The sequence below is a fragment of the Clostridium sp. LXY-7 genome, from assembly GCF_056172015.1.
In genome coordinates, this window is record NZ_JBLLJL010000001.1 from 1308374 (window position 1) to 1333745 (window position 25372).

Sequence of the window (25372 nt, forward strand, 5' to 3'; positions counted from 1 at the left end):
TCACTTGCTTTTATGCTAATTACTTGGGGTCTAATATTAGGAACAGCACTTATATCAATGACTAAAATATTGAGAAGTCAAAAAGGAGGCAATAAATAATGCAATTAACTAAAGAGGGTGAAGTAAAAATTGCTTATAATGTTGCCATGTGGTTTACAGTAGTAAGTGGTTTATTTATAGCACTATCACCACAGTATTTCGGATTTATATTTCCAGTAATTTTTATATTACCTATTTATATGGGGATTAAAGCGTTAAAAGGTAGAAGGAAAGCAGGATTATATTTATGTTTAGGAGTAGTCCCACTTTCTGTGAGCTTATCTAGCATATGGCTTAGATATGGAGTACATGTAATAGGTAGTGGAAATTTAGCTAATGCAGAAGGGGTTTCACCAACGCTATTTATTATCTTTGTATCTTTAGCTACCCTTCTTGGAGCAAGCTGTATAATACTCATGGTTAAAATAATGAAATATAGAACTATTTTTATTCACTAAAGTAATTATAAAAGAGTAGTTAATCTTTTGGTTGACTACTTTTTTATATGTAAATTTATAATAAAATAATTAACCATATTCAGACTTTATATATAAAGATTAAAGTAATATAATATATTAGAAGCATAGTAATATTTTAGAAATAGAGGAGTGAAATATGAAGAAAAAATGCATAGTAAATGGGAAAATTGTTATGAGCCAAGAGATTTTACTAGGAAAGGCCATAATTTTTAATGAAAAAATACTAGAAATTATTGATGAAAGTGAAGTAGAGAAAGATATAGAAGTTATAGATGCTAAAGGAAAATATGTAAGCCCTGGATTTATTGATATTCATATTCATGGAATTAAGGGTGTTGACACTATGGATGGAAATGTTGAAGATATAATTGTTATGAAAAAGGAATTGACTAGAATAGGAGTAACCAGTTTCTTACCTACAACTATGACTATGTCACTAGATAAAATTAAGTCGTCATTAGATAATATAAGAAGTTGTATGAAAACGAATAATGTGGGAGCTAAGGTATTAGGAGCACATTTAGAAGGACCTTTTATAAGTAAAGAGCATAAAGGAGCTCAAAATGAGAGTTTTATACTTGAGCCTAATATAAAATATATAGAGGAATATTTAGATGTAATAAAATTAATTACAGTGGCACCTGAGGTGGATGAAAATTTAGAATTTATAAAAGCTATAGGAAAATACAAAAATATAGCTCTATCTATGGGGCATACATCTTGTAGTTATGAACAGGCTATGGAAGCTATTGATGTGGGAGTAAAAAGTGCTACACATTGCTTTAACGGCATGACAGGTCTTCATCATAGAAAGCCTGGAGCAGTTGGAGCGGTGATGAACAGCGAAATCTATTGTGAACTTATAGCTGATACAATTCATATACACCCAGCACTATATGATATCATGGGGAAAATTAAAGGGGATGACAAATTAATTTTGATAAGTGATGCAATGCGAGCTACTTGTATGAAATCTGGAATTTATGATTTAGGAGGACAGGAAGTACAAGTTAAAGATAATAAAGCTATTCTTATAAAAGAGGGAACCTTAGCAGGTAGTACATTAACCTTAAATGTAGCGGTGAAAAATATTATAAAAAACTCTAAATTTAATTTAGTAAGTGCCATTAAGATGGTTACAGAGAATCCAGCAAAGGTAATAGGAGTTAATACTGAGAGAGGTACTATAGAAATAGATAAATATGCAGACTTTACAATATTTGATGAAGATATAAATGTAATATATACCATTGTAGAAGGAGAACTATGTTATAAGGGGGAGTAATTCTTATGAATATACTTAAAGTTAAAAATTATGATGAATTGAGTAGAAAGGCTGCTGGAATATTAGCAAGTCAGTTAATATTAAAACCGGAATCAAAGATTGGACTTGCTACAGGGTCAACACCCATAGGGACATATAAGGAACTTATAAGATTATATAATGAAGGGTTTGTAAGTTTTTCAAAAGCTATTACATTCAATTTAGATGAATATTATGGGTTAAGTAGAGAAAATGAAAATAGCTATTACTATTTTATGAAAAAACATTTATTTAATCACATAGATATAAAGGAAAAAAATATTCATATACCTAATGGCATAGCCGTTGATATAGATATGGAATGTATAGGATATGAAGAAAGGATTAAGAATGAAGGTGGAATCGATATTCAACTTCTTGGAATAGGACGTAATGGACATATTGGGTTTAATGAACCGGGTTTTAAATTTGAGGCAATAACTCATTTAGTTCATCTTGACGAAGATACCATAGAGGCTAACTCTAGATTTTTTGCATCAGTAGAAGATGTTCCACGTAGTGCGATAAGTATGGGAATAAAGACTATAATGCACTCAAGAAAAATTGTATTATTAGCTAGTGGATCAGAAAAAGCTGAGAGCGTATATAATACCATATATGGGAAGATTACACCAGAATTTCCAGCATCTATACTTCAACTTCATCCAGATGTTACTATTATAGTGGATGAAGACGCAGGAAAGTATATTAAGTCATATTCAACAAAATAAGGAGTCAGTATTCTGATCTATTCTGTTTCATGGGCTTAACTAAAATTAAATACTTATAGATTAGAAAGTAGGTTATAAAGTGCCTACTTTTTATTTTATGTTAAAAATATATGAATAAATAAATAGACATACAAAGGAAAGTATGATAATTTAGAAAATGATAAAAAAATGTGGTTAATTTCAACGTCGTTGTAAAACAATAAGGAATATGTTAAAATTAAGCAACAACTTATGTTGATACAAAAGAATACATTAATAAAAGTTAAGAGGATATATGTATATTAAGCAACATTTTTTTGATACAAAAGGTATTTGATGGGAGATGTAGTAATGAGCCGTTTAAATAAACTAGAACGAAAATATGGGAAATATTCTATTGAAGGACTAATGAAATATATAGTAATTATTAATTTTGCCGTATATCTTTTGCAAATGATCAATCCAACCATAAGAGCTAGCTTAGCACTTATACCGCAGCTGGTATTTCAAGGAGAGGTTTGGAGGATTATAACTTTTGTATTTATTCCACCTAATCAATCAATTATTTTTATATTTTTTGCTCTTTACTTCTACTATATGATTGGAACAGGATTAGAGCAGGCTTGGGGAAGCTTTAAATTTAATATATATTATCTGGTGGGAGTTTTAGCAACAGTAGCATTCTCACTGGGAACAGGAGTACCTGTTGGAGAAGCTACCTATCTAAATTTATCTTTATTTTTAGCATTTGCTTATCTATATCCTAATTTTGAAGTATTATTATTTTTTATACTTCCAGTAAAGATGAAGTATTTAGCTTATCTTGATGCATTTTTACTAGTCTATGAATTTGTTTTTGGAAATTTATCTACCAAATTAATGGTTTTAGCAGCTATTATTAATTTCTTATTATTCTTTGGTAAGGATATGATAAATTATACTAAAAATAGAAAGCATGTTCAAACTAATAGAAAGAAGTTTAAGGTTATAGATATAAATGATTATGTAAGACATAAATGTACAGTATGTGGAATTACTGAAAAAGATGACCCAGATATGGAATTTAGATATTGCTCAAAATGTAATGGCCATCATGAGTATTGTATGAAGCATTTAAAGGATCATAAACATATTGAATAATAACTGAGAGTGTGAGGTAAAGGATTTAAAAATTAGATATTTAAATTTTGTAAGTATAAGGTAGCTATGACAATAAGTTCACTTTGATTTATTGTTATGGCTCCTTTTTTATTAGTTATATTGACTTTTTATTTGAAAGAACTCCTCAAATGGGTCTTAATTTTTAATTTAAGTAATAAATTCATGTTTATCCTATTATAATTATTATATAAGGAAATAGGAGGGCTACAATGGGGGAAAAGTCAGTTTATTATTGGGAAAAATACTTGCAAAAAGAGAAAAACAAGTATATTAAACCCCATGGGTATATTTTAAAGTTTTCTATAATAAACTATGATGCTAAAAAAATTTTTAATGGATGGTTTAACTTTGATATAAAATATGATTTACTTAGCTTTATAAAATATGTGGTATTACCATCTACATATTTATCTAGAACTCATGGATCCCAAAATAATGAGATATACCTATATCCTTTAAATTATGAGGATATCATGAATATTCTAGATTATGGTGATGTAGAAATACCAGATAGAGTCAGGGATAATTTTGAAATGTATTATAAAAGGGTTGAAGATTTAAGCAAACAAAGTGTTACTTTTAAGGATTTAGATAAATTATGTAATGATTTAGCAAGAGATAATCCTATAGAAAATGATGTATTCATAACTATAAAGATATTTGAAAATATACAATCTGTAGGAAGGGTTCTGGTAAAGGATTATGAAAGATTACAAATGTTAGATATTTTAGAAAGTGGCATGGGAATGAATAAGGAAGAAATATTAAATTTATTTGATAATATTAATCAAAATCCCTTTATGATAAGAAAGATAAGTCAATTTTTAACCAATAAGTTTTTAATACTATAAAAATTATTTAGCCTAAAGAATAAATATTCTCTAGCATTTGTGGAGTAAAGGTGAGAGAATAAAATTTAATAATACTAATAAGAAACTATAAGTATTCCCAGCTTATAGTTTTTTATTATATATTAGAAAATTTATGATATAATAATAAAGTTAAAAATTAATGTAAGAGAGGGAATAAAAAATGAGATATGAAGGAGCTGTATATAGGCCACCAAGTGAGGCAAGAAGCTTAATAATCCAAGCTACTATAGGGTGTTCCCATAATAAGTGTGCCTTTTGTAATATGTATAAGGATAAGCATTTTAGAATAAGAAACGAACAGGATGTAATAGAAGATTTAAGAATAGCTAGGTCATATTATAAGAATATTGAAAAGATATTCTTAGCAGATGGAGATGCACTAATAATACCAACACCAAGGCTTATTACATTGCTAGAAAAGGTATATGACTTCTTTCCAGAGTGTAAGCGAGTAACTGTATATGCAAGTCCTAAATCTATATTATTAAAATCTATAGAAGAGTTAAGAGTTTTAAGAGATACGGGATTGAATATGGTGTATTTAGGAGTAGAGAGTGGAGATGATGAGATATTATCTTATATAAATAAGGGTGCTACTTCAAAGGAACTAATTGAGGCTGGAAAGAGAATTAAAGCTGCTGGAATTAAATTATCCTGCACATTAATAAATGGTTTAGGTGGAAAGAAAAGATGGAAGAATCATGCTATAAATTCTGCCAAAATAATAAATGAAATAGATCCAGACTACTTAGGCATGTTAACTTTAATGACACCAGAAGATACTCCTATTTATCAATGGATGTTGAATGGTGAGTTTCAGTTATTAAAACCAGAGGAAGTAATGATAGAGATGTATGAGTTTATTAAAGAGCTAGAATTAACTAATTGTGTGTTTAGAAGTAATCATGCATCTAATTATGCGCCTTTAGCAGCAGTATTAGGAAAAGAAAAATTAAAACTTCTTAAGAAGATTGAAAATTATATTAACGAACAAGAAAACTATAGATCAGAGTTTTTAAGAGGATTGTAAGTATAGTGAAAATCCATAAAATTTATATTACATTTACATAATATTAAATAATTTTAGGGGGAGTTTTTGTGTTCCAATGGAAAGACAAATATAATTTGGGAGTTATGCATTTAGATGAACAGCATAAAAAGCTATTTGAAATTGCTAATAGAGCTTATGCTATATTAAAGGATGATTTTTCTGTAGATAAATATGATAGAATTATTGAAGTAATTGGAGAGTTAAAAGAATATACTGTGTTTCATTTTAAATCTGAGGAAGAGTATATGAAGGAGATAAAACATAGAAAGTTTTTATCTCATAAAATAGAACATGATGAATTTATAAATAAAATATCTGAAATAGATTTAAATAAAATAGATCATAATCAAAATGAAGCTATTATGGATATTTTAAAATTTATATATAATTGGATAGATAAACATATTTTAATTACGGACAAACTTTACGAAAATAAATAAAGAAAAACTACATATGTTGATAATATGCTGATATTTTAACTTTATTAAAAAGTGTCCAAGTTGACCACTTTGAAAATTTTCAAAGTGGTTTTTATGTTATATCTGTAAAAAAATGTAACACCTCCTGGGGTCATTACATAATATGTAAATCCATATAGAGTTAGAGATTATTGAGAACTAATAATAGTAGGTATATAATAGTAGATATAATATTTATTTGAGGTGAAGTATGAAGAAGGTGTTGATAACCTATGGGCTGTTAGAACATAAGAAAAGGGAATTAGAGTCTTTAGGCTATGAGGTATATATTGAGAGAGAAAAAGATATAGTATTTAAACCATATATGGAGGATATAGACATATTAATGTGCTATAATCCCTTTGATAAAATAGATATAGATAAATTAAAGAACCTAAAATGGATTCAGTTGAGTAGCATGGGTTTTGATCAACTTCCCCGAGAAAAAGTTATAGGTAGGGACATAATTGTTACTAACAATAAAGGTGGATATAGTATTCCAATGGGGGAGTGGTTAGTGCTTAATATGTTGGAATTAATCAAAAGAAGAACTTATTGTTATAAAAATAAAGAAAAAAAGAAATGGCATATGGATTTTAAAATAGGAGAGCTCTATGGAAAAACTATAGGATTTATTGGTACAGGAGATGTAGCTAGAGAGGGTGCAAGGAGGCTTCAGGGCTTTAATGTAGAAATTCTTGGGATAAACACAGATGGGAGAGATGTAGAATTTTTTAATAAATGCTATAATATGGAGCATATTAAAGTTGTCATAAAGAACAGTGATATAGTAGTAATAACCCTTCCATATACTAAAGAAACGCATCATTTATTTAATGAAGAATTATTTTCTCTTATGAAAAAGGGTGCTTATTTAATAAATATCTCAAGAGGATGGATAATTGATGAAGAGGCACTAATAAATAATTTAAAAAAGGGACAATTAGGTGGTGCTGCTTTAGACGTGTTTGAAGAGGAGCCACTGCCACAAAATAGTGATTTATGGGATCTAGAAAATGTAGTTATTACTTGTCATAATTCATGGATTAGTGAGAATATAGATGAAAGAAGATGGAGTTTATATATAGAAAATTTAATTAGATATTTAAAGGAAGAGACTCTAATTAACGTGGTAAATATTAGTAAGGGATATTAAACATAATGTCCAGGTTTTGAAATAATAGTAATGGAGATTTAATTTTAGGAGGATTATTATGGCATACGAGCAAAAAATACTAAAGATGAGGGATGATGAAGAAGTATACCTGTATAAATGGGAGCCAAAAGAAGGAATAAAGACTAAGGGCATTGTTCAGATTGCCCATGGGATGGCCGAGCACGCTAGTAGGTATGCTAGATTTGCAGAGGAGTTAAATAAGGATGGCTTCATAGTATATGCAAATGACCATAGAGGTCATGGAAAATCAGCAGAGGATTTAAGTGCATTAGGGTATATAAGTGACAAAGATGGGTTTCATACCATGGTTTATGATTTAAAAGAGATAAATGAATTTATAAGAAAGGAGCATGAAAATATGCCATTATTTTTATTCTCCCATAGCATGGGTTCATTTTTGTCTCAAAGATATATACAGCTTTTTGGAGATTCTATTAATGGAGTAATTTTATCAGGTACCAATGGGAAAAAAAGCAGAGTTTTAAATGTTGCAATAATATTATCAGGGTTTATTATGAAAGTTAAAGGAAGAAGAGCTAATGGCAATTTATTAGATAAGTTAGCGTTTGGTGGGTATAATAAAGGGATATCAGGAAGTAAAACTAAATTTGATTGGTTAAGTAGAGAAATGGAAGAAGTGGACAAATATATATCAGATTCATATTGTGGAAGTGTGTTTCCCGTATCCTTTTTTTATGATTTTTTTATGGGGCTAAAAACTATTCATCGGAAAAATAATTTAAACAAAGTTCCTAAAGGGTTGCCCATTTTTATATTGTCAGGAGATGCAGATCCTGTAGGAGAATATGGAAAAGGTGTAATGAGATTAGTGAATATGTATAGAGAACTTCAGATAAAGGATTTATGTCATAAACTGTATAAAGGTGGTAGGCATGAGATGTTAAACGAAACAAATAGGGAGGAAGTAACTGAAGATATAAAATTATGGTTAAATAGTAAACTATAATAGGATTATAAATAGACATATTCAAAGTAGTTACAAATAGAATCTATACTAGATAGATAATTGGAATAATAGTAAGTTTTAATAAAACTCCTTTAATTATATTGAGTAGCATAGAATACTTAATAGATTAAAGGAGCTTTTATACAATAATGTAGTAACAAATTATTAAATATTATTAATAGAAGCTTCAGGTAAGTGCTTCCAATATCTTTTTGGCATCATTCTATTTTGAAGTTTTTTATTCTCCCTATTTTTTATTGAAGCTGATTTTACGTAGGTTTTCCAGAATCCTGAATATTTATCTTCGGTTAACTCATTTATGTGCTGAAGTTCGTGATGATTTGTAAAAGGACCTATAAAATATTCTTTGTTTATATAAAATATAGCCAATTCTCTTTTAACGTCGTGAATAATAAAATCCATAGAAGAAAATCTTTCTTCAAAATGCTCTCCTATTAAAGGTAAAATATTATGGTCAGGCTCTATGGAAGAGTAATAAATTTTATTATTTAAAGGAGTAAATCTAACGAAGCCTAAAAATTTATGAGATTCTAAAGAAACCTTCCTACTGGCTTTATGGATATCCATAACTATAGGATTATGTAGATGCATATCAACTTCTTTACCAAGTTTAAAACCAAGGACTATAAATTTAAATATAGAAGTATAGATATCTGAAATATCACTTAAATAACAAAAATAAATATCTGTGAAAGCTTTTGAAGAGAAATCTCGTTCTAATGCAGTGTATACTTTATGGCTCTTGGATTCATCAGTTTCAATGGTAATAAACTCATCTATTAAATTATAATAATTAGGGAAATCTATTTCCTTGATTATTTTATTAGGCTTTCTCTTGCCATAATAGGCTTCATAGACACAAGTTAGAAATCCCTCAAAGGAGTTATCAAAAACATATATTATCATATTAAAACTCTCCTATTGTAGTAGCATATTTTTCTCTTTTTGAGATAATCATAGGTAAAGTGGTAAATAAAGATAGTTGTTCATGGATTTCATTACTAGGATGGATGCTTTTTATTACAGGAGTTAATTTATCTTCAATAATTTGTCTTTCGAACTTTACATCTCCGTAATATTTACCCTTACAAGTTATGAAATATTGGGCTCTTTTTAAAACCACACCTAATGCCTTGATATCATTAAAATTTAAGAAGTATACTTTTCTAGTAAGAACTATTCTTTTAGCAGAACGCACTCCAATTCCAGGCACTCTTAGTAGTGTTTCATAGGAAGAAGTGTTTATTTCTACAGGAAATTTATCCATGTTATTCAATGCATAAGTAGTTTTAGGGTCTAAGTATTCGTGAAAATTAGGAGAAGCTTCGTTAAGAAGCTCATTAGCTTGAAAACCATAATATCTAAGAAGCCAATCACCTTGATAAAGCCTGTGTTCTCTAGTTAGAGGAGGATTCTTCAGATTTGGAAGAACTCTATCTTGGTTAATAGGAATATAGGCTGAATAATATACTCTTTTAAGAGCGTATTTATTATATAACCCTTCACTGAGCTTTAATATGTTTAAGTCATTGTCATCTGTAGCACCCACAATAAGTTGGGTACTTTGCCCACCGGGAACAAATAGGGGTGAATTTTTAAACTTTCGCTTGTATTCTTTATGAATATTAATTTCATTCTTAATAAGAGACATAGGAGCTAGTATAGACTCTTTTTTCTTCTGAGGGGCTAATAATTTTAGGCTTTTAGAAGAAGGAAGTTCTATATTAACACTAAGTCTGTCAACATAAAGGCCTGCCTCTTTAATAAGCTTTTCATCAGCACCAGGAATCCCTTTTAGGTGTATATAGCCATTAAAATTGTGTTGTATTCTTAAGGATTTAACGACTTTTATAAGAAGCTCCATAGTATAGTTCACATTTGTAATTATTGCAGAGCTTAAAAATAGCCCTTCAATATAATTTCGTTTATAAAAGTTTATAGTTAAATCTATGACTTCTTCTGGCGTGAAGAATGCTCTTTCAACATCATTAGAAATTCTATTTATACAATAAGTACAATCATATATACAATAGTTAGTTAATAATATTTTTAAAAGAGAAATACATCTACCATCTTGGGTAAAACTGTGACATATACCACTAGAGTGACCATTGCCTAAACCATTATTAGAATTTTTTCTATTACTCCCGCTAGATGAGCAGGATACATCATACTTAGCAGCATCAGAAAGAATTCTTAATTTTTCACTTATATCCATAAAATCACCTACAATATCATGAGCAGAGCTCTAATTTAATATTATTATAGTACATATGTTCGCATATTAAAAGGGGGAATTTTAATTTGGGAAGCAATTTATTTGAAAGTTGACATATTAATTATTAGCATATAGAATAGATAAGGTTATAACTATTTGGTTTTAACATACATGTTGGATTTGGCATTTGAAATAAAATAATTGAGAGATATGTGTTCATATTTTGTGTTTTTGTAGTTATTTTATTTCAGATGCTTGACATTGGAGGGATAAGTATGGCGAAAATTACAGAATATAAAGATTTAACTGGTGATTATATATTAGTGGATGTAAGAAGCAATGGGGAATATGAAGAAGCTACAATAAATGGGGCCATTAATATACCTCTTTTTGATAATGAAGAAAGAGCTAATATAGGAACTATATATACAAGGGAAAGTACAGAAAAGGCTAAAAGAATAGGCGTTGAGATTGTAGCTAAAAAACTTCCTAATATATACGACAAAATTTCTGAATTAGAAAAAGAATATAAAAAAGTTGTATTATTTTGCGCTAGAGGTGGTATGAGAAGTGGAACCATAACAGATTTATTGGGATCACTTGGTCTTAGAGTAGAAAGAATAAAGAATGGATATAAAGGCTATAGAGCATTTATTAATGAAGAACTACCCAGGTTAAATGAACAGGTTAATTATATTATGCTTCATGGAAATACTGGGGTTGGAAAGACTGAAATATTAAAGGAATTAAAAGAACAAGGATATGATGTCCTTGACTTAGAAAAGTGTGCAAATCATAGAGGATCAATCTTAGGTTCTGTGGGGTTAGGTAAATGCACTAGTCAAAAGCAGTTTGAATCCAATATCTATGAAGAATTAAAAAGTGTAAAAGGTAAGTATGTATTTATAGAGGCTGAGAGTCGAAGAATAGGAAAAGTGCTAATACCAGATTATATACATAGCAAAATGAAACAAGGTATACATGTTTTTGTAGATGCTTCTTTAGAATTTAGAAGTGATTTAATAATTCGAGAGTATACTAAAGAAAACAGTTGTACAGATGAGATATGTGAAGCTTTAGAAAAACTTAAAAAGCATATTAGTGCAAAGGATATAGAGCGATATTGTATCATGGTAAGAGAAGATAATTACAAAGAGGTAGTAAAGGATCTTATGATAAGATATTATGATCCTCTTTATATGCATAGTTCTGACAAATATGAGTATGAACTAACTTTAAATATAGAGAGTATCCATTATGGAGTAAAAAAATTACAGGAGTTTCTAGAAAATTTAGATATTGAATAACATATGCAGCTTGTATGCACTGGTCAAATTTTATTTGACGTGCCGCAAGCTGTATTATATTTATAAGGATTAAGGTATATAGATAGGATTTATTATGGTAGGAGATGAAAAAAACTAAAAGGACTTATCAAGAACTATAATTTTTGTTATAGTAGGGGTAATGACAACATATGTGATATTTATATATTAGTTATAGAACAAATAAAAATTAATAAAATTCCTGTAGAAATTTTTCTACAGGAATTTTCTACAGAAATAAGGAGGTATATTATGTTTAAAGAATTAAAATTATCAAAATATAAAATGAATGAGGAAAGTAGCTATGAAGTTCTACGTAAAACTGAATATGGAATAGTAGCAACCTTAGGGAAAAATGGATACTGCTATGGGGTACCAGTAAATTATGTACTACTAAATAATGCTATATACTTCCATTGTGCAGTAAATGATGGACATAAAATTGAAAATATTAACTATCATAATAAAGTTAGCTTCACAGTAGTTGGAGATACAAAAATACTACCTAATAAACTAGATACAAGATATGATAGCATAGTGGTATTTGGACAAGCATCTATAGTAGAGAGTAAGGAAGAGAAAATAGAAGCATTAAAGGCTATAGTAGAAAAATATGCCTTTGATTTTATAAAAGCAGGAAATGCATGTATAGAAAACAGTATAGATAGAACAAATGTAATAAAAATTTCTATTGAGCATATTTCTGGAAAATCATCTTATCTTGAAGGAGATGTAGAGAAATAATATGAAATTCTAAATTGTATATTATGAAGAAGGGCTGTATTTTATGCGTATTTTAAAAGCTAAAAATCACAGTCCTTATACTTTTTAAAAAGTCACATATATGCAAAATCTATGGGAATAATATTTTAGTAATATTTTTATATAAAATATTTAAGTTTATAATAGTTTACCTCTTTTGATTTCCATAATATAATAGAATCTGTATTGGTGGTTATTTTTTACAATACACTAAATATAAGAACGTTTGTTTCTATTTTTGAAATAAATACCTTTACTACTTTAGTAGAAAGTTATACAATAACATTTGTAACTCAATTTATGGGAGGAATAGTATGATAGACAATAATAATAAAGATACAACATATGAAGTTACAGACTTAACATCCCTTGAAAAATTAGAACCTGTTAGAATTAGACCTGGTATGTATATAGGGTCCACAGGAACTAAGGGACTTCATCATTGCATTTGGGAAATTTTAGATAACTCTATTGATGAAATAACCAATGGATTTGGGGACAAGGTAGAGATTATATTAAATAAAGATAAAAGTGTAACTATAGTTGATAATGGAAGAGGAATTCCTACAGGAATTCATCCTATAAAGAAAAAATCAGGAGTGGAGATGGTATATACGGAGCTTCACACTGGTGGAAAATTTAATAATTCTAACTATAAAACCTCAGGAGGACTGCATGGAGTTGGGGCAGCTGTTGTAAATGCACTATCTAAATGGCTGGAGGTAGAGATTAGACAGAAAGGTGAAGTACATAAACAAAGATTTCATTACGGATATGACTCTGAGCTAAAACGGAATATGCCAGGAACTCCAGCTACGTCTTTAGAAATAATAGGTAAATGTAGGAGCAATGATAGTGGAACTAAAGTTACTTTTATGCTAGATACTGATGTGTTTGGAACTGTAGACTTTAAATTTGATATTATAGATGAAAGGCTTAAGGAACTTTCTTTCCAGAACAAGGGAATTACTATTGTTTTAAAAGACTTAAGGAAAGATGAACCTATAGAAAAAACATATCATTCAGAGAGAGGGCTACTGGATTTTATAGAATACTTAAATGAAAGTAAAACTCCTCTTCATAAGGAGCCTATTATTTTTTCTGGAGAAAGACAAATTAATGGAATTAATGTAGAAGGTGAAGTGTGTATTCAGTTTACTGATTCTACTACAGAGTATATTGCTAGCTATGTTAACAATATTCCCACTAAAGAAGCAGGAACTCACGAAACAGGGTTTAAAACTGGAATGACAAGAGTATTTAAGGAGTGGAGCAAAAAGCTAAACCTTATCAAGGAAAAGGATAAAGAATTTGAGGGAGATGACATTAGAGAGGGAATGACAGCTATAGTTAAAGTTAAGATAACTAATCCAGTGTTTGAAGGACAAACTAAGACTAAGCTTGGAAATGTTGAAGCCTATTCTGTCATGAATGAAATCTCCTATATAAAAATTAGTGAGTGGATAGAAGATAATAAAGAACTAGCTACTAATATCATAAATAATGCTATATCTGCTGCTGCAAGAAGAGAAAAAATTAAAAAAATAAATGAAGCTGAGAAGAAAAAAGTCGGTAATGGTACATCTCCACTAGCTGGTAAGATAGCAGTTTGTACTATGAAAGATAAAGAGTATGCTGAATTTATAGTGGTAGAGGGAGATTCTGCAGGAGGATCAGCAAAGCAAGCCAGAGATAGAAGATTCCAAAGCATTATGCCTTCTAAAGGAAAGATTATGAATACTGAGAAGCAAAAACTGGAAAATGTTTTAGCTAGTGAAGAACTTAGAATTTTTAATGCAGCCATAGGTACAGGAATTTTAGATAATTATAAAGAAGAAGAATTAAAATATGGAAAGATAATAATTCTCAGTGACGCGGATGTGGATGGGTATCATATCAGAACTCTCTGGATTACCTATGCTTATAGATATATGAGACAACTTATACAAAATGGCCATCTATATCTTGCAATGCCACCACTATATAAAGTATATAAAAACACTAAAAATGGTGAAATTAAAAAATACGCATACAGTGATGAAGAGTTAGAGATGGCTAAGAAGGAAATTGGAAAAGGTGCACTTATTCAGAGATATAAAGGGCTTGGAGAGATGAATCCAAATCAACTTTGGGACACTACATTAAACCCTGAAACTAGAACTCTACAAAGAGTTACCATAGAGGATGCAGCTAAGGCTGAGAAAATGATATCTCTTTTAATGGGAGATGTGGTAGAGCCAAGAAGAAACTATATGTATAAATATGCTGAGTTTTAGGAGGGGTGATGATGGCTAAGAAAAAAGAAAATATTCCAATAGATAATAACATTGTTGAAGTGCCTGTAGATGAAGTAATGCCAGAAAACTACCTACCCTATGCGGTAGAAGTTGCCAAGGATAGAGCACTTCCTGATGTAAGAGATGGGTTAAAGCCAGTGCATAGAAGGATTTTATATGGTGCATATATGCTAAAGGCTTTTCCAGATAAGCCTTATTATAAATCAGCTAGAATAGTTGGAGATATACTCGGTAAATACCATCCTCATGGAGATTCATCGGTATATGATGCCATGGCAATTCTAGCACAGGATTTCTCTACAAGAGAACCATTAATTGACGGACATGGAAACTGGGGATCAATTGATGGTGACAATCCAGCAGCTATGCGTTATACAGAAGCTAGACTTTCAAATATAGCTATGGAAATGCTGAAGGATATAGATAAAGAAGTAGTTAATATGGTAAATAACTACTCAGATTCAGAGAAAGAACCAGAGGTTCTTCCTTCTAGATATCCAAATTTATTAGTAAATGGAACTTTTGGTATAGCTGTAGGACTTGCTACTAATATTCCACCACATAATTTAGGAGAGGTCATAGATGGATCGTTGGCTTATGCTGACAATGAAGAAATAACTACAAAAGAGTTAATGAAATATGTTAAGGGTCCAGATCTACCTACGGGAGGTATATTAATAGGAGAGGAAGCACTAATTTCAGCCTATGAAATGGGTGAAGGTAAGGTTACTTTAAGAGCTAAGACCCATATAGAAACTTTAGAAAATGGAAGATTAGGTATAGTAATAAGTGAGTTTCCATACAGAAAAAATAAAGCTAGATTACTTCAAGCTATCTCGGACACGACAGGAGATAAAAAACATAGTAAAGCTTTAGAGTCTATTGCAGATATAAGAGACGAATCAGACAGAAATGGAATTAGAGCTGTTATAGAGTTTAAGAAAAATACCACAGAAGAAACTGTAGATAGGGTATTGAAATATTTATTTAAAAAAACAGAGCTACAATGTAATTTATCCTTCAACATGGTGGCATTGGCAGAAGGAAAGCCACAGACCATGGGACTAAAGACCATTATCAAACACTATATAGGACATCAAAAGGAGATAATTACTAGAAGAACCATAAGAGAATTAGAAATAGCAGAGAAAAGATTTCATATTGTAGAAGGCTTTATTAAAGCTATAGACATTATGGATGAAATTATAAAAACTATAAGAGGATCAAAATCTAAAAAAGATGCTCAAAATAACCTTATGGAGAGTTATGGATTTACCGATATTCAAGCAGAAGCTATACTTGAAATGATGCTTTATAGGCTTACAGGACTTGAAATTAAGACATTTCTAAAGGAACATAAGGAATTAGAAGCTACCATTAAAAGACTTAAAAAGATATTAGAGAATGATAAAGAGCTTATTAGAGTAGTTAAAAAAGAGCTTTTAGAAGTTAAAGAGAGATACAATAACCCTAGAAGAACTATGATTTTACATGACGATAATGAAGCAAAAATAGATCTGGAAGAGTTAATAGTAGATGAGGATGTGGTAGTAACCTTATCTAATGAAGGATATATTAAAAGAATTTCATTAAAATCCTTTGCTAGAACTAGCCAAAATACAGAGGATATAGAGTATAGAGAGGGAGATTTTAATAGATTTTTATTTGAATGTAACACTAGGGATACCATATGTATTTTTACAAACCTAGGAAATATGTATCAATATAAAGTAGCTAATTTATTAGAGTATAAATGGAGAGAAAAAGGGGAAAGGCTGCAAAGTTTTATAAAAGCTTTGGATTTAGAGAGCGAAGTTATAGTAGAATGCTATACAATTTCGGATTTTTCCATATCTAGAGATATGATGTTTATAACTTCAAAGGGCCTTATTAAGAAAACAGAATTAAGTAAGTTCATTACAAATTATAGTAAACTTCAAGCTATCAAGCTCAAAGAAGGGGAATCTTTAATTAAGGCTACATTGGTAGATAAACACAGGGAGGAAAAATTTGTAGATATAACTACAGCCAAGGGGTTAAACTTTACTGTAGAAGAGCCAAAACTAGAACCAGTAGATAGGACTATATTAGGCAAATCATTAATTCTATTAACGGAAGATGATAAAGTAGTAAAGTGTGAGTATGTAGATGAGTTTAACTATAGGGAATTCTATGTATCTTTAAATAAAAAGGGAATGGTTAAGATTACAAATAGGACCTCTTCTCAGAATATATGCACTATGGCAAACTCCAATAGTGAACTATTGTTTTTTACTGCTGGTGGGGAACTATTTAAACTATCAGCAATAATGATACAAAATATAGATAAGAGTGGAATAAATATAAAAGAATTGTTTAGTGAATACAGTGAAGAAAATGAAGTTGTTAGCGTTATAGCAATAGATAGTACTAAAGATGGAGATAGCTTATGGTTCTTTACGGAAAAGGGAATAGTTAAGCAAACCAGTATAAGAGAATTCTTTGGAGAGTATATTTATGGAGTTGGAACTAAATTTAAATGGGAAGAGGATAGAATAATTTCAGTACAGATAAGCAGCACTCCTTTAGATGTATTGGTTATAACTCGAAAGGGTATGGCACTTAAATTTAATGGAGAAGCGGTTAGCCCTATGGGAAGAAATGCATCAGGAGTTATTGGAATAACTTTAAAGGATGGTGATGAAGTAGTATTTACTAAACTATTAAAATCCTTACAAAAAGTTAATCAACAGGAATTATGTGTAGACGCCTTAGGAGAAAATTTAAAACTTATAACCTCAAAGGGAGAAGAAAAAATTATTGATAGTAATATAGTATTATCTCAGAATAGAGCAGGAAAAGGCAAAAATGTAATGTTGTTTATGGAGGATGACTTCATAGAAAGGGTTGAGATAATATAAATGAGAAAAACAATACTATCTAATGGAATAAAAGTGTTATATGAGAAGAGTGTAGGGAATATTACGTCCTTTACAATAGGTTTTGAGGCTGGAGGAACTATGGACCCAGTGTCAAAACCTGGATTAGCTCATGCTGTAGAGCATATGGTATTTAAGGGAACTTATACAAAGAGTGAAGAAGATATAAACACTCTTTGTAATAAATATTTAGGCTTTCACAATGCTATGACCAATTACCCATATGTGATTTATTATGGGAGCTGTTTAAAAGAAGACTTCTCAAAGGCCTTTGAAGTATATAGTGATATAGTATTAAATCCATCTTTTAAGGAGGATGGTTTTAAAGAAGAAATGGGATCTATATTAGAGGAGCTTAAAGAGTGGAAAGATGATATAACTCAGTACTGTGAAGACTTTTTATTTTATAATTGCTTTAAAAAGAGAAGAATAAAGGAATTAATTATTGGCACTGAGGATAGTGTCAGAGGTTTTACATTAGAAAACATTAAGGAATTTTATAATAATTACTATACTCCAGATAATTGTGTTATATCTATTGTTACGTCGCTTGAATATGAGCAGGTTATGACGGAAATTAGCAGATACTTTATGATCTTTTCTGGAGAGAGAAAACATAAGGAAGTTATATATGAAAATCCTATGGAAGGTAATTATATAGACGAAAACTCCTCTATTAATGGATGTAAGCTTCAATATATATTTCCTATTCATGAGTTGAATCATAGAGAAATTACGTTACTTAGATTTTTCAATGAGTATTTTTCTCAAGGTACTAGTTCTATACTTTATGATGAGTTGAGGACCAAGAGAGGCCTTATTTATGATATATTAGGAAATATTAAAAATGAAAGTGGTATAAAGCTCTATAGTTTAACCCTAGGTACTTCAAAGGAAAATTTAAATCATGTTAAAGCAATAATAAATAGCAGTATAGAAAATGTAAAAATGAACCTAGAGACATTCAATGAAGATTTCTATGGAAAGCATATTAAATCTCAAAACCTAAAAAGAATGCTTGAGTTAGAAAAATCCATAGTTTTGTCTATGAGACTTTGTGTATATGAAATTATGTATGGAGATGGAGAGCTACTTTTAAGTGAGTTCTACAGATTTAAAAATGGAAATAGTGAAGAAATGCATAATATGTTGCATAAATTGTTTTCTAAAGGAGCACTAGGGGTTATTACACCAAAAGTAAAGTTATAATATATAGGATAATTAAAACAAGTTAATTGTTTTAATTATCCTTTTTAATTGATATAATGTATTTAGAAAACTGAAAGGACGTGATGTTAATGTTATTATTTAAAGTGGTGAGGGAAGTTTAATTAGGTATTTTTAACTAGATATTATAGTTTAGCTACTTAATAGGAAAATATTCTCTCACATAAAATAATCTTAAATATTGATTTAGGTATTTTAGAAAATATTTATCAATTATTTTTTATGATGTGTTAGTATAAGGAGAGAATAATTTAATGTATAGAATAATAAAAACAAATAAATCATGGATTGAATCAGAGGCAGAGGAACAGATTATAAGATTTTCCAACCTGAAGGGTATGGAGAGAGTTATAGCTTATCCAGATTTACATCCAGGTAAGACACCTGTAGGAGTAGCATATATATCAAAAGGCATAATATATCCTTATTTAGTAGGAAATGATATAGGATGTTCTATAAGTCTTTATGGCACTAGTTGTTCAAAGAAAAAGTTTAGATGTGAAAAAGTCGTTAAAAAGTTAGAGGAATTTATGAAATCTGATGACATAAGTACCGAAGTATTTAATAAAGGTACTATTGGATCGGGTAATCATTTTGGTGAATTTACTTCTATTGCAAGAGTATATTGTGAAGAAATATTGAAGAAGGCAAATATAGATCCGGAGAAAATATATTTATTAGTTCATAGTGGCTCCAGAGGGTTAGGTGAATATGTACTAAGAAAGTATATAGAAGAATATAATTGTCAAAATGGACTTAATGTTGGAAGTGAAGGTTTTATAAAATATATGACGGACTATGAGAAGGCTATTGAATTCAGCAGAGAGAGCAGGAAAATTATAGCAGAAAAATTATGTGATGCTACAAATATTCCTCTTGAGGATATAATTATTGAAGCTATTCATAATGGAATAGAGAAAAGAGATGAGTATTTTATTCATAGAAAGGGTGCAGCACCAGCAAATGTAGAATATTTAATAATCGCTGGGTCTAGGGGTTCCAGTTCATACATTGTAAAACCTATAAAAGACACCTTGGAGTTTGGTTACTCTTTAGCTCATGGTTCAGGCCGTAAATGGGGAAGAGGAAATTGTAAGGAAAAGTTGCAAGGAAAATATCTACGCAAGAATATTAGAAAAGGTAATTTGGGTTATAACCTAGTGTGTAGTGATAAAACATTAATATATGAAGAAGCTCCAGAGGCATATAAAAATATTGAAAGAGTTATTGAAGATTTATTAGAGTTTGAAATGATAGAATTAGTTGCAGAACTTAAACCATTAGTCACATATAAAGCATAATATAAGTCAAACTAACTCTCTCTTAAAATAAAAGAGGGAGTTTTCTATGTTCCTAGAAATTAATGAAGAAACTATGAGGTGAGTACATTGGATTTAAAGATTATAAATAAGAAACATAATGCATTACAATTTCAATTCGTAAATGAAGATGAAATAGAAGAAGCGGTATTAGTATCCATTGAGGGATTGGTTCACTTTGGCTTAGGAAGAAGAGAAAGTGATGATTTAAAAGGTGAAGGCTTTGGTGATAACTGTTTTTTAATAGTTACAAAAACAGAAGGACCATTGAAAGGATATAAGTATGGTATGGTTGCAGGAGTATATCTATACAAGGGTGAAGAAAATAGAAATAAAAATGGAGATTTAATTTATAAAGATATAATTTTTGGAGATATGTTGGATTTTGATGACATAAAAATATACTACACTGTAATAGATAAGGTATTACAGGTAGTAATTTATAAGAATGAAGAGATGATTTATTCTACTATATAAATAAAACTCAGAGAAGCATCTTTTATTTGAAAATATGCCCTTATGCACAGGTGAGTTTGCTAAAGCCAAGAAAAGTTCAGTAAAGCTGAGAAAGGATGCATATTAATTTATAAACAAATTAATATGTAATTTACATCAGTGGTGATAGAAGTCTACAAATAGATTCAAGGAATCTATTTAATAGGCTTCTATTTTTAAATTTTTCTAGATTAACGCTTCTACAATGCTCTAAATCCTTCAAAAATTGATTTTCCATTTCTATACATACCTTTTTATTATATATAAATGCATTGGTTTCGAAATTAAGCTCAAAACTTCTAATGTCAAGATTTGCAGTGCCTACGCTACATATGCATCCATCTGAAACCATGGTTTTACAATGTAAAAAACCTTTATCATAAAGATATACCTTTACTCCACATTCAAGTAATTCTTCTACATAAGAGTTAGCCACCCAAGCCATGAATTTGTGGTCTGGTTTACCGGGTAGCATGAGTTTTACATCTATACCAGATAGGGCAGAAAGCTTTAAGCATTCATAGACACAGTCATCTGGAACAAAATAAGGTGTTTGTATATATAATTTCTCTTTTGAGTTATTTATAATTTTAACATAAGCATTTTTAATTTGAGGATAATCATGATCAGGACCAGAAGAAACTATTTGCATACCAACCGTATAATCACTTTGATTTTTTATAATAGGAGAAAAATATTGGTTATAGTCTTCATTTAGGGGTTCCTCCATGGTATAGCTCCAATCTAGAAGAAATCTTGCTTCTAAATCATTTATAGCTTCACCTTCAATTTTCAAATGAGTGTCTCTCCAGTAACCTATTTTTTTATTTTTATTTAAGTATTCATCACCTACATTGAAACCACCGATAAAAGCTAGCTTACCATCAATAACCAATATTTTTCTATGATTTCTATAATTTATTTTTCTATTCAGATAGGGAATCAGGCTAGGAAAAAATATTGAGTATTTTCCACCTGCTTTTTTAAATTTCCTAACTTGACTCCTTTTAAGTTTATTACCGATAGAGTCCACTAAAAGCTTTACTTCTACTCCTTCAGAAGCTTTTTTAGTCAAGGCCTCCATGACCTTAGTGCCTATACCATCATTTTTGAAAATATAATATTCTATATGAATAAACTTTTTAGCATTATTTATTTCCTCTAAGATATCACGAAAAAGGTTATTACCTTCATAATATAAGGTAGTTTTGTTATATTGAGTATAGGCAGCATGAGCATTATTATAGTTCATTTTTATCAAGTCAGAACTTTCATTAGAATCTGAATTAGGTATATAATTTCCTTTTAGTTTATTTATATAGATTTTTTTTCTTTCATCATCTGCTATTTTTTGATTAAATAGTTTTTCCTTTGTAAGACTTTGACCAAAAAATAGATACATAATAAAGCCCATAAATGGAACAAAGGTTAATACCACTATCCAAGCCCAAGTTACAGAAGGATTTTTCCTCTCAATAAATATAAGACAAATTATAAATATAATATTTATAATAAATATAGTAGTACCAATAGCAAATGGTAGATTCATGTTAACACCTCTCTAACAATGATTAGTAATAAATTATAAATAATCAATTATTGTTAAAATTCCTATAGAATTTCTTTACTTTTAAGTAATATATTTAATTATAAATAAGGATTATAAGATATATTATAGGGATTCATAATATCGTTGTATTAGAAGGGCATCATTTTCTAGAATTGGGCTTTCACAGATAATACATCCTTTTACATTAAAATTTTTAAAAGCTTCCATACAAGCCTTGTAGTTAAAATCGCTTTCCTCAAAAGGTAAATGATTTTTTTCACCTTTTTCACCATAGTTTATTCCAGACATGTGAACATGTAAATCTGATAATGCATGGTCACCCAAGTTATCTCCTACATAAGTAAAAATTTTAGCAAAATCATCGTATTCTTTTAAGGCACCGTTATATCTAGCATGTATATGAGAAAAATCTATACATAATTTACAGGTAGACACTCTACTACATAAGGACACCAGTTCTTCTAAGGAGCCAAATTGAGTTCCCTTACCAGTGGTTTCTAATCTATAATCTACACCTAGGTCAGGTAGTTTTTTAAGATTTTCTTCTATGGTTTCTAGCGTTTCTTCCTTTGAATCCTTTAAATAAAAACCGGGATGAAATATAAGACTTCTTCCGCCTACTTTTAATAGACCTTCAGCACCTTTTATTATTCTTTCTATAGATTGTTGTTGTTTTTCTTCTTCATCAGCATTTAAATTTATATAATAGGAACCATGGGCTGAAAGATAAAAATTATTTTCAATCTTTGCCTTTAAAACCTCATCTTTATTCTTATCAGTAATGTTTACTGAACGAACAAAAGGTAGTTCCATAGCTGAAAGACCTAGAGTTTTTAAGTAAGGTATACCAGTTTTATATGTGAACTTAGTTTTATCATTTCCAAGAGGAAGTCCTGAAATACCAAATAATAGTTTATCCATTTAATCACCTCATTAGTAAAATTTTATGCATGTATAGTTTATGTATACTAGATAGAATAAAGTAGTATATCCATGGATTATGTTTCTAAGATACAATGCAAACATTACATATCCATGATATAATAATGAACAATAGACAATAAAGAATTAAGTGAGATTCAATAAGAATTTCACTCTGAATTGGTCATTATCATTGAAAACTGTATACACTATCAGTATAAGGTATTATGATGACCAGTCAAGGACTAAATTTTAAGCAGTAGGTGATTAAATGAAGAGTATTTGGAAAGAAAGACCTTGTGATATAGATAAAATTAAAAAATTGTATGAAGATACAAGAATAAGTCCAATAACCTTGAGGCTTTTATATAACAGGGGTATAGATACAGTAGAAAAAATAAATAAATTTTTAAATCCATCCTTAGAAAATTTATATAATCCACTTCTAATGAAGGATATGGATAAGGCTATAGATATTACTGTAAATAGTATAAAAAATAATGAGAAGATAATGATTTATGGTGATTATGATGCAGATGGAGTAACTAGTACAGGAGTTTTATATAAGGCGCTTAAAAAATGTGGTGCCCATGTAGATTTCTATATTCCTCATAGGGAGCAAGAAGGCTATGGTATGAGTCTAGAAAGGGTAGAACTTATAGCTAAAGATGGATATAATCTAATTATAACCTGTGATAATGGTATTTCTGCCATGAAGGAAGTTGAGAGGGTTAAAGAATTAGGATTAAAGATAGTTATTACAGATCATCATGAACTTCCTTTTAATGAAATAGATGGAGAGAAAGTATTACTTTTACCGCCCGGAGATGCTATTGTAAATCCGAAGAGAGTGGATTGTGAGTATCCTTTTAAACTTCTTTGCGGGGCTGGTATAGCCTATAAATTTTCAATTGCATTATATGAGGTCTTTAATATAGCTTTTGAAGAATCTATGGAGCTTTTAGAGTTAGCAGCCATAGGTACAATATGTGATGTGGTAGATTTAATAGATGAGAATAGAATAATAGCTAAACAAGGATTAAAGTTATTATCTAATACAAAAAATATAGGTATAATTGCACTTAAAAACGTAATAGGAATTGAGAGAGAAGTCACCTGTTATAATGTAGGATTTAATATAGGACCATGCATAAATGCTACAGGGAGACTTGAAACTGCGAGGCTTTCTCTAGAGTTGTTGTTATGTGAAGATGAGAACCTTGCTAAGGAGCTAGCTCAGAATGTATTTAATTTAAACAAAGAAAGACAAGATTTAACCACTGTTAGTGTAGAACAGGTATGTGAGTTAATAGAAAGCTCTACAATAAATCAGGATAAAATACTTGTAGTATATAAGGAAAATATGCATGAAAGCATAGCAGGTATAGTAGCTGGAAGGATTAAAGAAAAATATGGTAAACCTACCTTTGTTTTAACAAGTGGTAAGGACATGCCTAAGGGATCTGGTAGGTCTATTGAAGAATATAATATGTTTGAAGAAATGCTAAAGTGTAAGGATTTACTTTATAAATTTGGAGGACATCCTATGGCAGCAGGACTTTCTATTTATGAAGAAAATATTGAAAAATTTAGAAGATTATTAAATGAAAATACTATATTGGAGGATATTGATTTATGTTCAAAAATGAATGTTGATTCTCCAATAGGAATTCAATATATTTCAGAAACTGTAGTTCATGAGTTTAAAACTTTGGCTCCCTTCGGCAAGGGGAATCCAGGACCAATACTTAAGGCCACTTCAGTAAAGGTATGGGAAATAAATTTTTTAGGAAAAGAAAATCAGCATGTTAAATTTAAGTTTAATATACCAAAAACGTCAAATTTAATTGAGGGATTGTTTTTTAATAAGGCAGATGAAGTTAGAAATTTATTAGAGGAAATTTATGGAGATGACTATGTAAATCAGCTTCATAAACCATATGACTTATACTTAGATATATTGTTTGAACCTGATATCAATGAATTTAATGGAAGAAGATTATTACAATTAAAACTTAAAGGAATTAAAAATAGTAGAGGGATGTAAAATTACATCCCTCTACCTTTATTTCATTGATAATT

General features: G+C 29.8%; 21 protein-coding genes. 17 read left to right on the forward strand and 4 right to left on the reverse strand.

Annotated elements, in window-relative coordinates; genetic code table 11:
• Positions 1 to 98 precede the first annotated feature (98 nt).
• The 9 genes from ACI48Q_RS06190 (at position 99) to ACI48Q_RS06230 (ending at position 8217) form a co-directional block, all read left to right on the forward strand.
• A complete protein-coding gene (locus ACI48Q_RS06190; protein ID WP_474918170.1) occupies positions 99 to 497 on the forward strand; it encodes a hypothetical protein in 399 nt (132 codons plus the stop codon).
• Between the two features lie 157 nt (positions 498 to 654).
• Positions 655 to 1803 (forward strand): N-acetylglucosamine-6-phosphate deacetylase, encoded by a 1149-nt coding sequence (nagA, locus tag ACI48Q_RS06195; protein ID WP_474918171.1) that lies wholly within the window; start codon positions 655 to 657, stop codon positions 1801 to 1803.
• 5 nt (positions 1804 to 1808) lie between these two features.
• A complete protein-coding gene (gene nagB, locus ACI48Q_RS06200; protein ID WP_474918172.1) occupies positions 1809 to 2552 on the forward strand; it encodes a glucosamine-6-phosphate deaminase in 744 nt (247 codons plus the stop codon).
• Between the two features lie 330 nt (positions 2553 to 2882).
• A complete protein-coding gene (locus tag ACI48Q_RS06205; RefSeq protein ID WP_474918173.1) occupies positions 2883 to 3671 on the forward strand; it encodes a rhomboid family intramembrane serine protease in 789 nt (262 codons plus the stop codon).
• Between the two features lie 230 nt (positions 3672 to 3901).
• Positions 3902 to 4543, forward strand: a complete 642-nt coding sequence (locus tag ACI48Q_RS06210) for a hypothetical protein (protein WP_474918174.1) — start codon at positions 3902 to 3904, stop codon at positions 4541 to 4543.
• Positions 4544 to 4724: 181 nt separating this feature from the next.
• Positions 4725 to 5594: a radical SAM protein gene (locus ACI48Q_RS06215; RefSeq protein WP_474918175.1), complete on the forward strand. Its 870-nt coding sequence runs from the start codon at positions 4725 to 4727 to the stop codon at positions 5592 to 5594.
• 68 nt (positions 5595 to 5662) lie between these two features.
• The gene (locus tag ACI48Q_RS06220) at positions 5663 to 6055 is read left to right on the forward strand and encodes a bacteriohemerythrin (protein WP_474918176.1); all 393 of its coding nucleotides are present in this window, start codon (positions 5663 to 5665) and stop codon (positions 6053 to 6055) included.
• A gap of 229 nt (positions 6056 to 6284) precedes the next feature.
• Positions 6285 to 7229 (forward strand): phosphoglycerate dehydrogenase, encoded by a 945-nt coding sequence (locus tag ACI48Q_RS06225; RefSeq protein WP_474918177.1) that lies wholly within the window; start codon positions 6285 to 6287, stop codon positions 7227 to 7229.
• A 58-nt stretch (positions 7230 to 7287) separates the two neighbouring features.
• Positions 7288 to 8217, forward strand: a complete 930-nt coding sequence (locus tag ACI48Q_RS06230) for a lysophospholipase (protein WP_474918178.1) — start codon at positions 7288 to 7290, stop codon at positions 8215 to 8217.
• Positions 8218 to 8382: 165 nt separating this feature from the next.
• On the opposite strand, the gene ACI48Q_RS06235 is transcribed toward ACI48Q_RS06230, so the two are convergent.
• Both ACI48Q_RS06235 and ACI48Q_RS06240 read right to left on the reverse strand, forming a co-directional pair.
• On the reverse strand, positions 8383 to 9144 hold the full coding sequence (locus ACI48Q_RS06235) for a TIGR03915 family putative DNA repair protein (protein ID WP_474918179.1): 762 nt from the start codon (positions 9142 to 9144) through the stop codon (positions 8383 to 8385).
• A gap of 1 nt (position 9145) precedes the next feature.
• Positions 9146 to 10456, reverse strand: a complete 1311-nt coding sequence (locus tag ACI48Q_RS06240; RefSeq protein ID WP_474918180.1) for a putative DNA modification/repair radical SAM protein — start codon at positions 10454 to 10456, stop codon at positions 9146 to 9148.
• A 275-nt stretch (positions 10457 to 10731) separates the two neighbouring features.
• Between ACI48Q_RS06240 and mnmH the strand changes: the two genes are divergently transcribed.
• The 7 genes from mnmH (at position 10732) to ACI48Q_RS06275 (ending at position 20781) form a co-directional block, all read left to right on the forward strand.
• On the forward strand, positions 10732 to 11763 hold the full coding sequence (mnmH, locus tag ACI48Q_RS06245) for a tRNA 2-selenouridine(34) synthase MnmH (protein WP_474918181.1): 1032 nt from the start codon (positions 10732 to 10734) through the stop codon (positions 11761 to 11763).
• Between the two features lie 270 nt (positions 11764 to 12033).
• A complete protein-coding gene (locus ACI48Q_RS06250; RefSeq protein WP_474918182.1) occupies positions 12034 to 12525 on the forward strand; it encodes a pyridoxamine 5'-phosphate oxidase family protein in 492 nt (163 codons plus the stop codon).
• A gap of 332 nt (positions 12526 to 12857) precedes the next feature.
• Positions 12858 to 14819, forward strand: a complete 1962-nt coding sequence (locus ACI48Q_RS06255) for a DNA gyrase/topoisomerase IV subunit B (RefSeq protein WP_474918183.1) — start codon at positions 12858 to 12860, stop codon at positions 14817 to 14819.
• Between the two features lie 11 nt (positions 14820 to 14830).
• The gene (locus ACI48Q_RS06260) at positions 14831 to 17740 is read left to right on the forward strand and encodes a DNA topoisomerase IV subunit A (protein WP_474918184.1); all 2910 of its coding nucleotides are present in this window, start codon (positions 14831 to 14833) and stop codon (positions 17738 to 17740) included.
• A complete protein-coding gene (locus ACI48Q_RS06265) occupies positions 17741 to 18967 on the forward strand; it encodes a M16 family metallopeptidase (RefSeq protein ID WP_474918185.1) in 1227 nt (408 codons plus the stop codon).
• Between the two features lie 272 nt (positions 18968 to 19239).
• Entirely contained in the window at positions 19240 to 20286 is a 1047-nt protein-coding gene (locus ACI48Q_RS06270; RefSeq protein WP_474918186.1) for an RNA ligase RtcB family protein, read from the forward strand.
• Positions 20287 to 20373: 87 nt separating this feature from the next.
• Positions 20374 to 20781 carry a hypothetical protein gene (locus ACI48Q_RS06275; RefSeq protein WP_474918187.1) on the forward strand — a complete coding sequence of 136 codons (408 nt, stop codon included), beginning with the start codon at positions 20374 to 20376 and terminating at the stop codon, positions 20779 to 20781.
• A gap of 130 nt (positions 20782 to 20911) precedes the next feature.
• Here ACI48Q_RS06275 and cls read toward each other — a convergent pair whose 3' ends face one another.
• Positions 20912 to 22348 (reverse strand): cardiolipin synthase, encoded by a 1437-nt coding sequence (cls, locus tag ACI48Q_RS06280; protein WP_474918188.1) that lies wholly within the window; start codon positions 22346 to 22348, stop codon positions 20912 to 20914.
• 123 nt (positions 22349 to 22471) lie between these two features.
• Positions 22472 to 23290, reverse strand: a complete 819-nt coding sequence (locus ACI48Q_RS06285; RefSeq protein WP_474918189.1) for a TIM barrel protein — start codon at positions 23288 to 23290, stop codon at positions 22472 to 22474.
• A gap of 271 nt (positions 23291 to 23561) precedes the next feature.
• Here ACI48Q_RS06285 and recJ point away from each other — a divergent pair, with 271 nt between their 5' ends.
• Complete coding sequence (recJ, locus tag ACI48Q_RS06290; RefSeq protein ID WP_474918190.1) at positions 23562 to 25337, forward strand: single-stranded-DNA-specific exonuclease RecJ; 1776 nt, start codon at positions 23562 to 23564, stop codon at positions 25335 to 25337.
• The last annotated feature ends 35 nt before the right edge of the window (positions 25338 to 25372 follow it).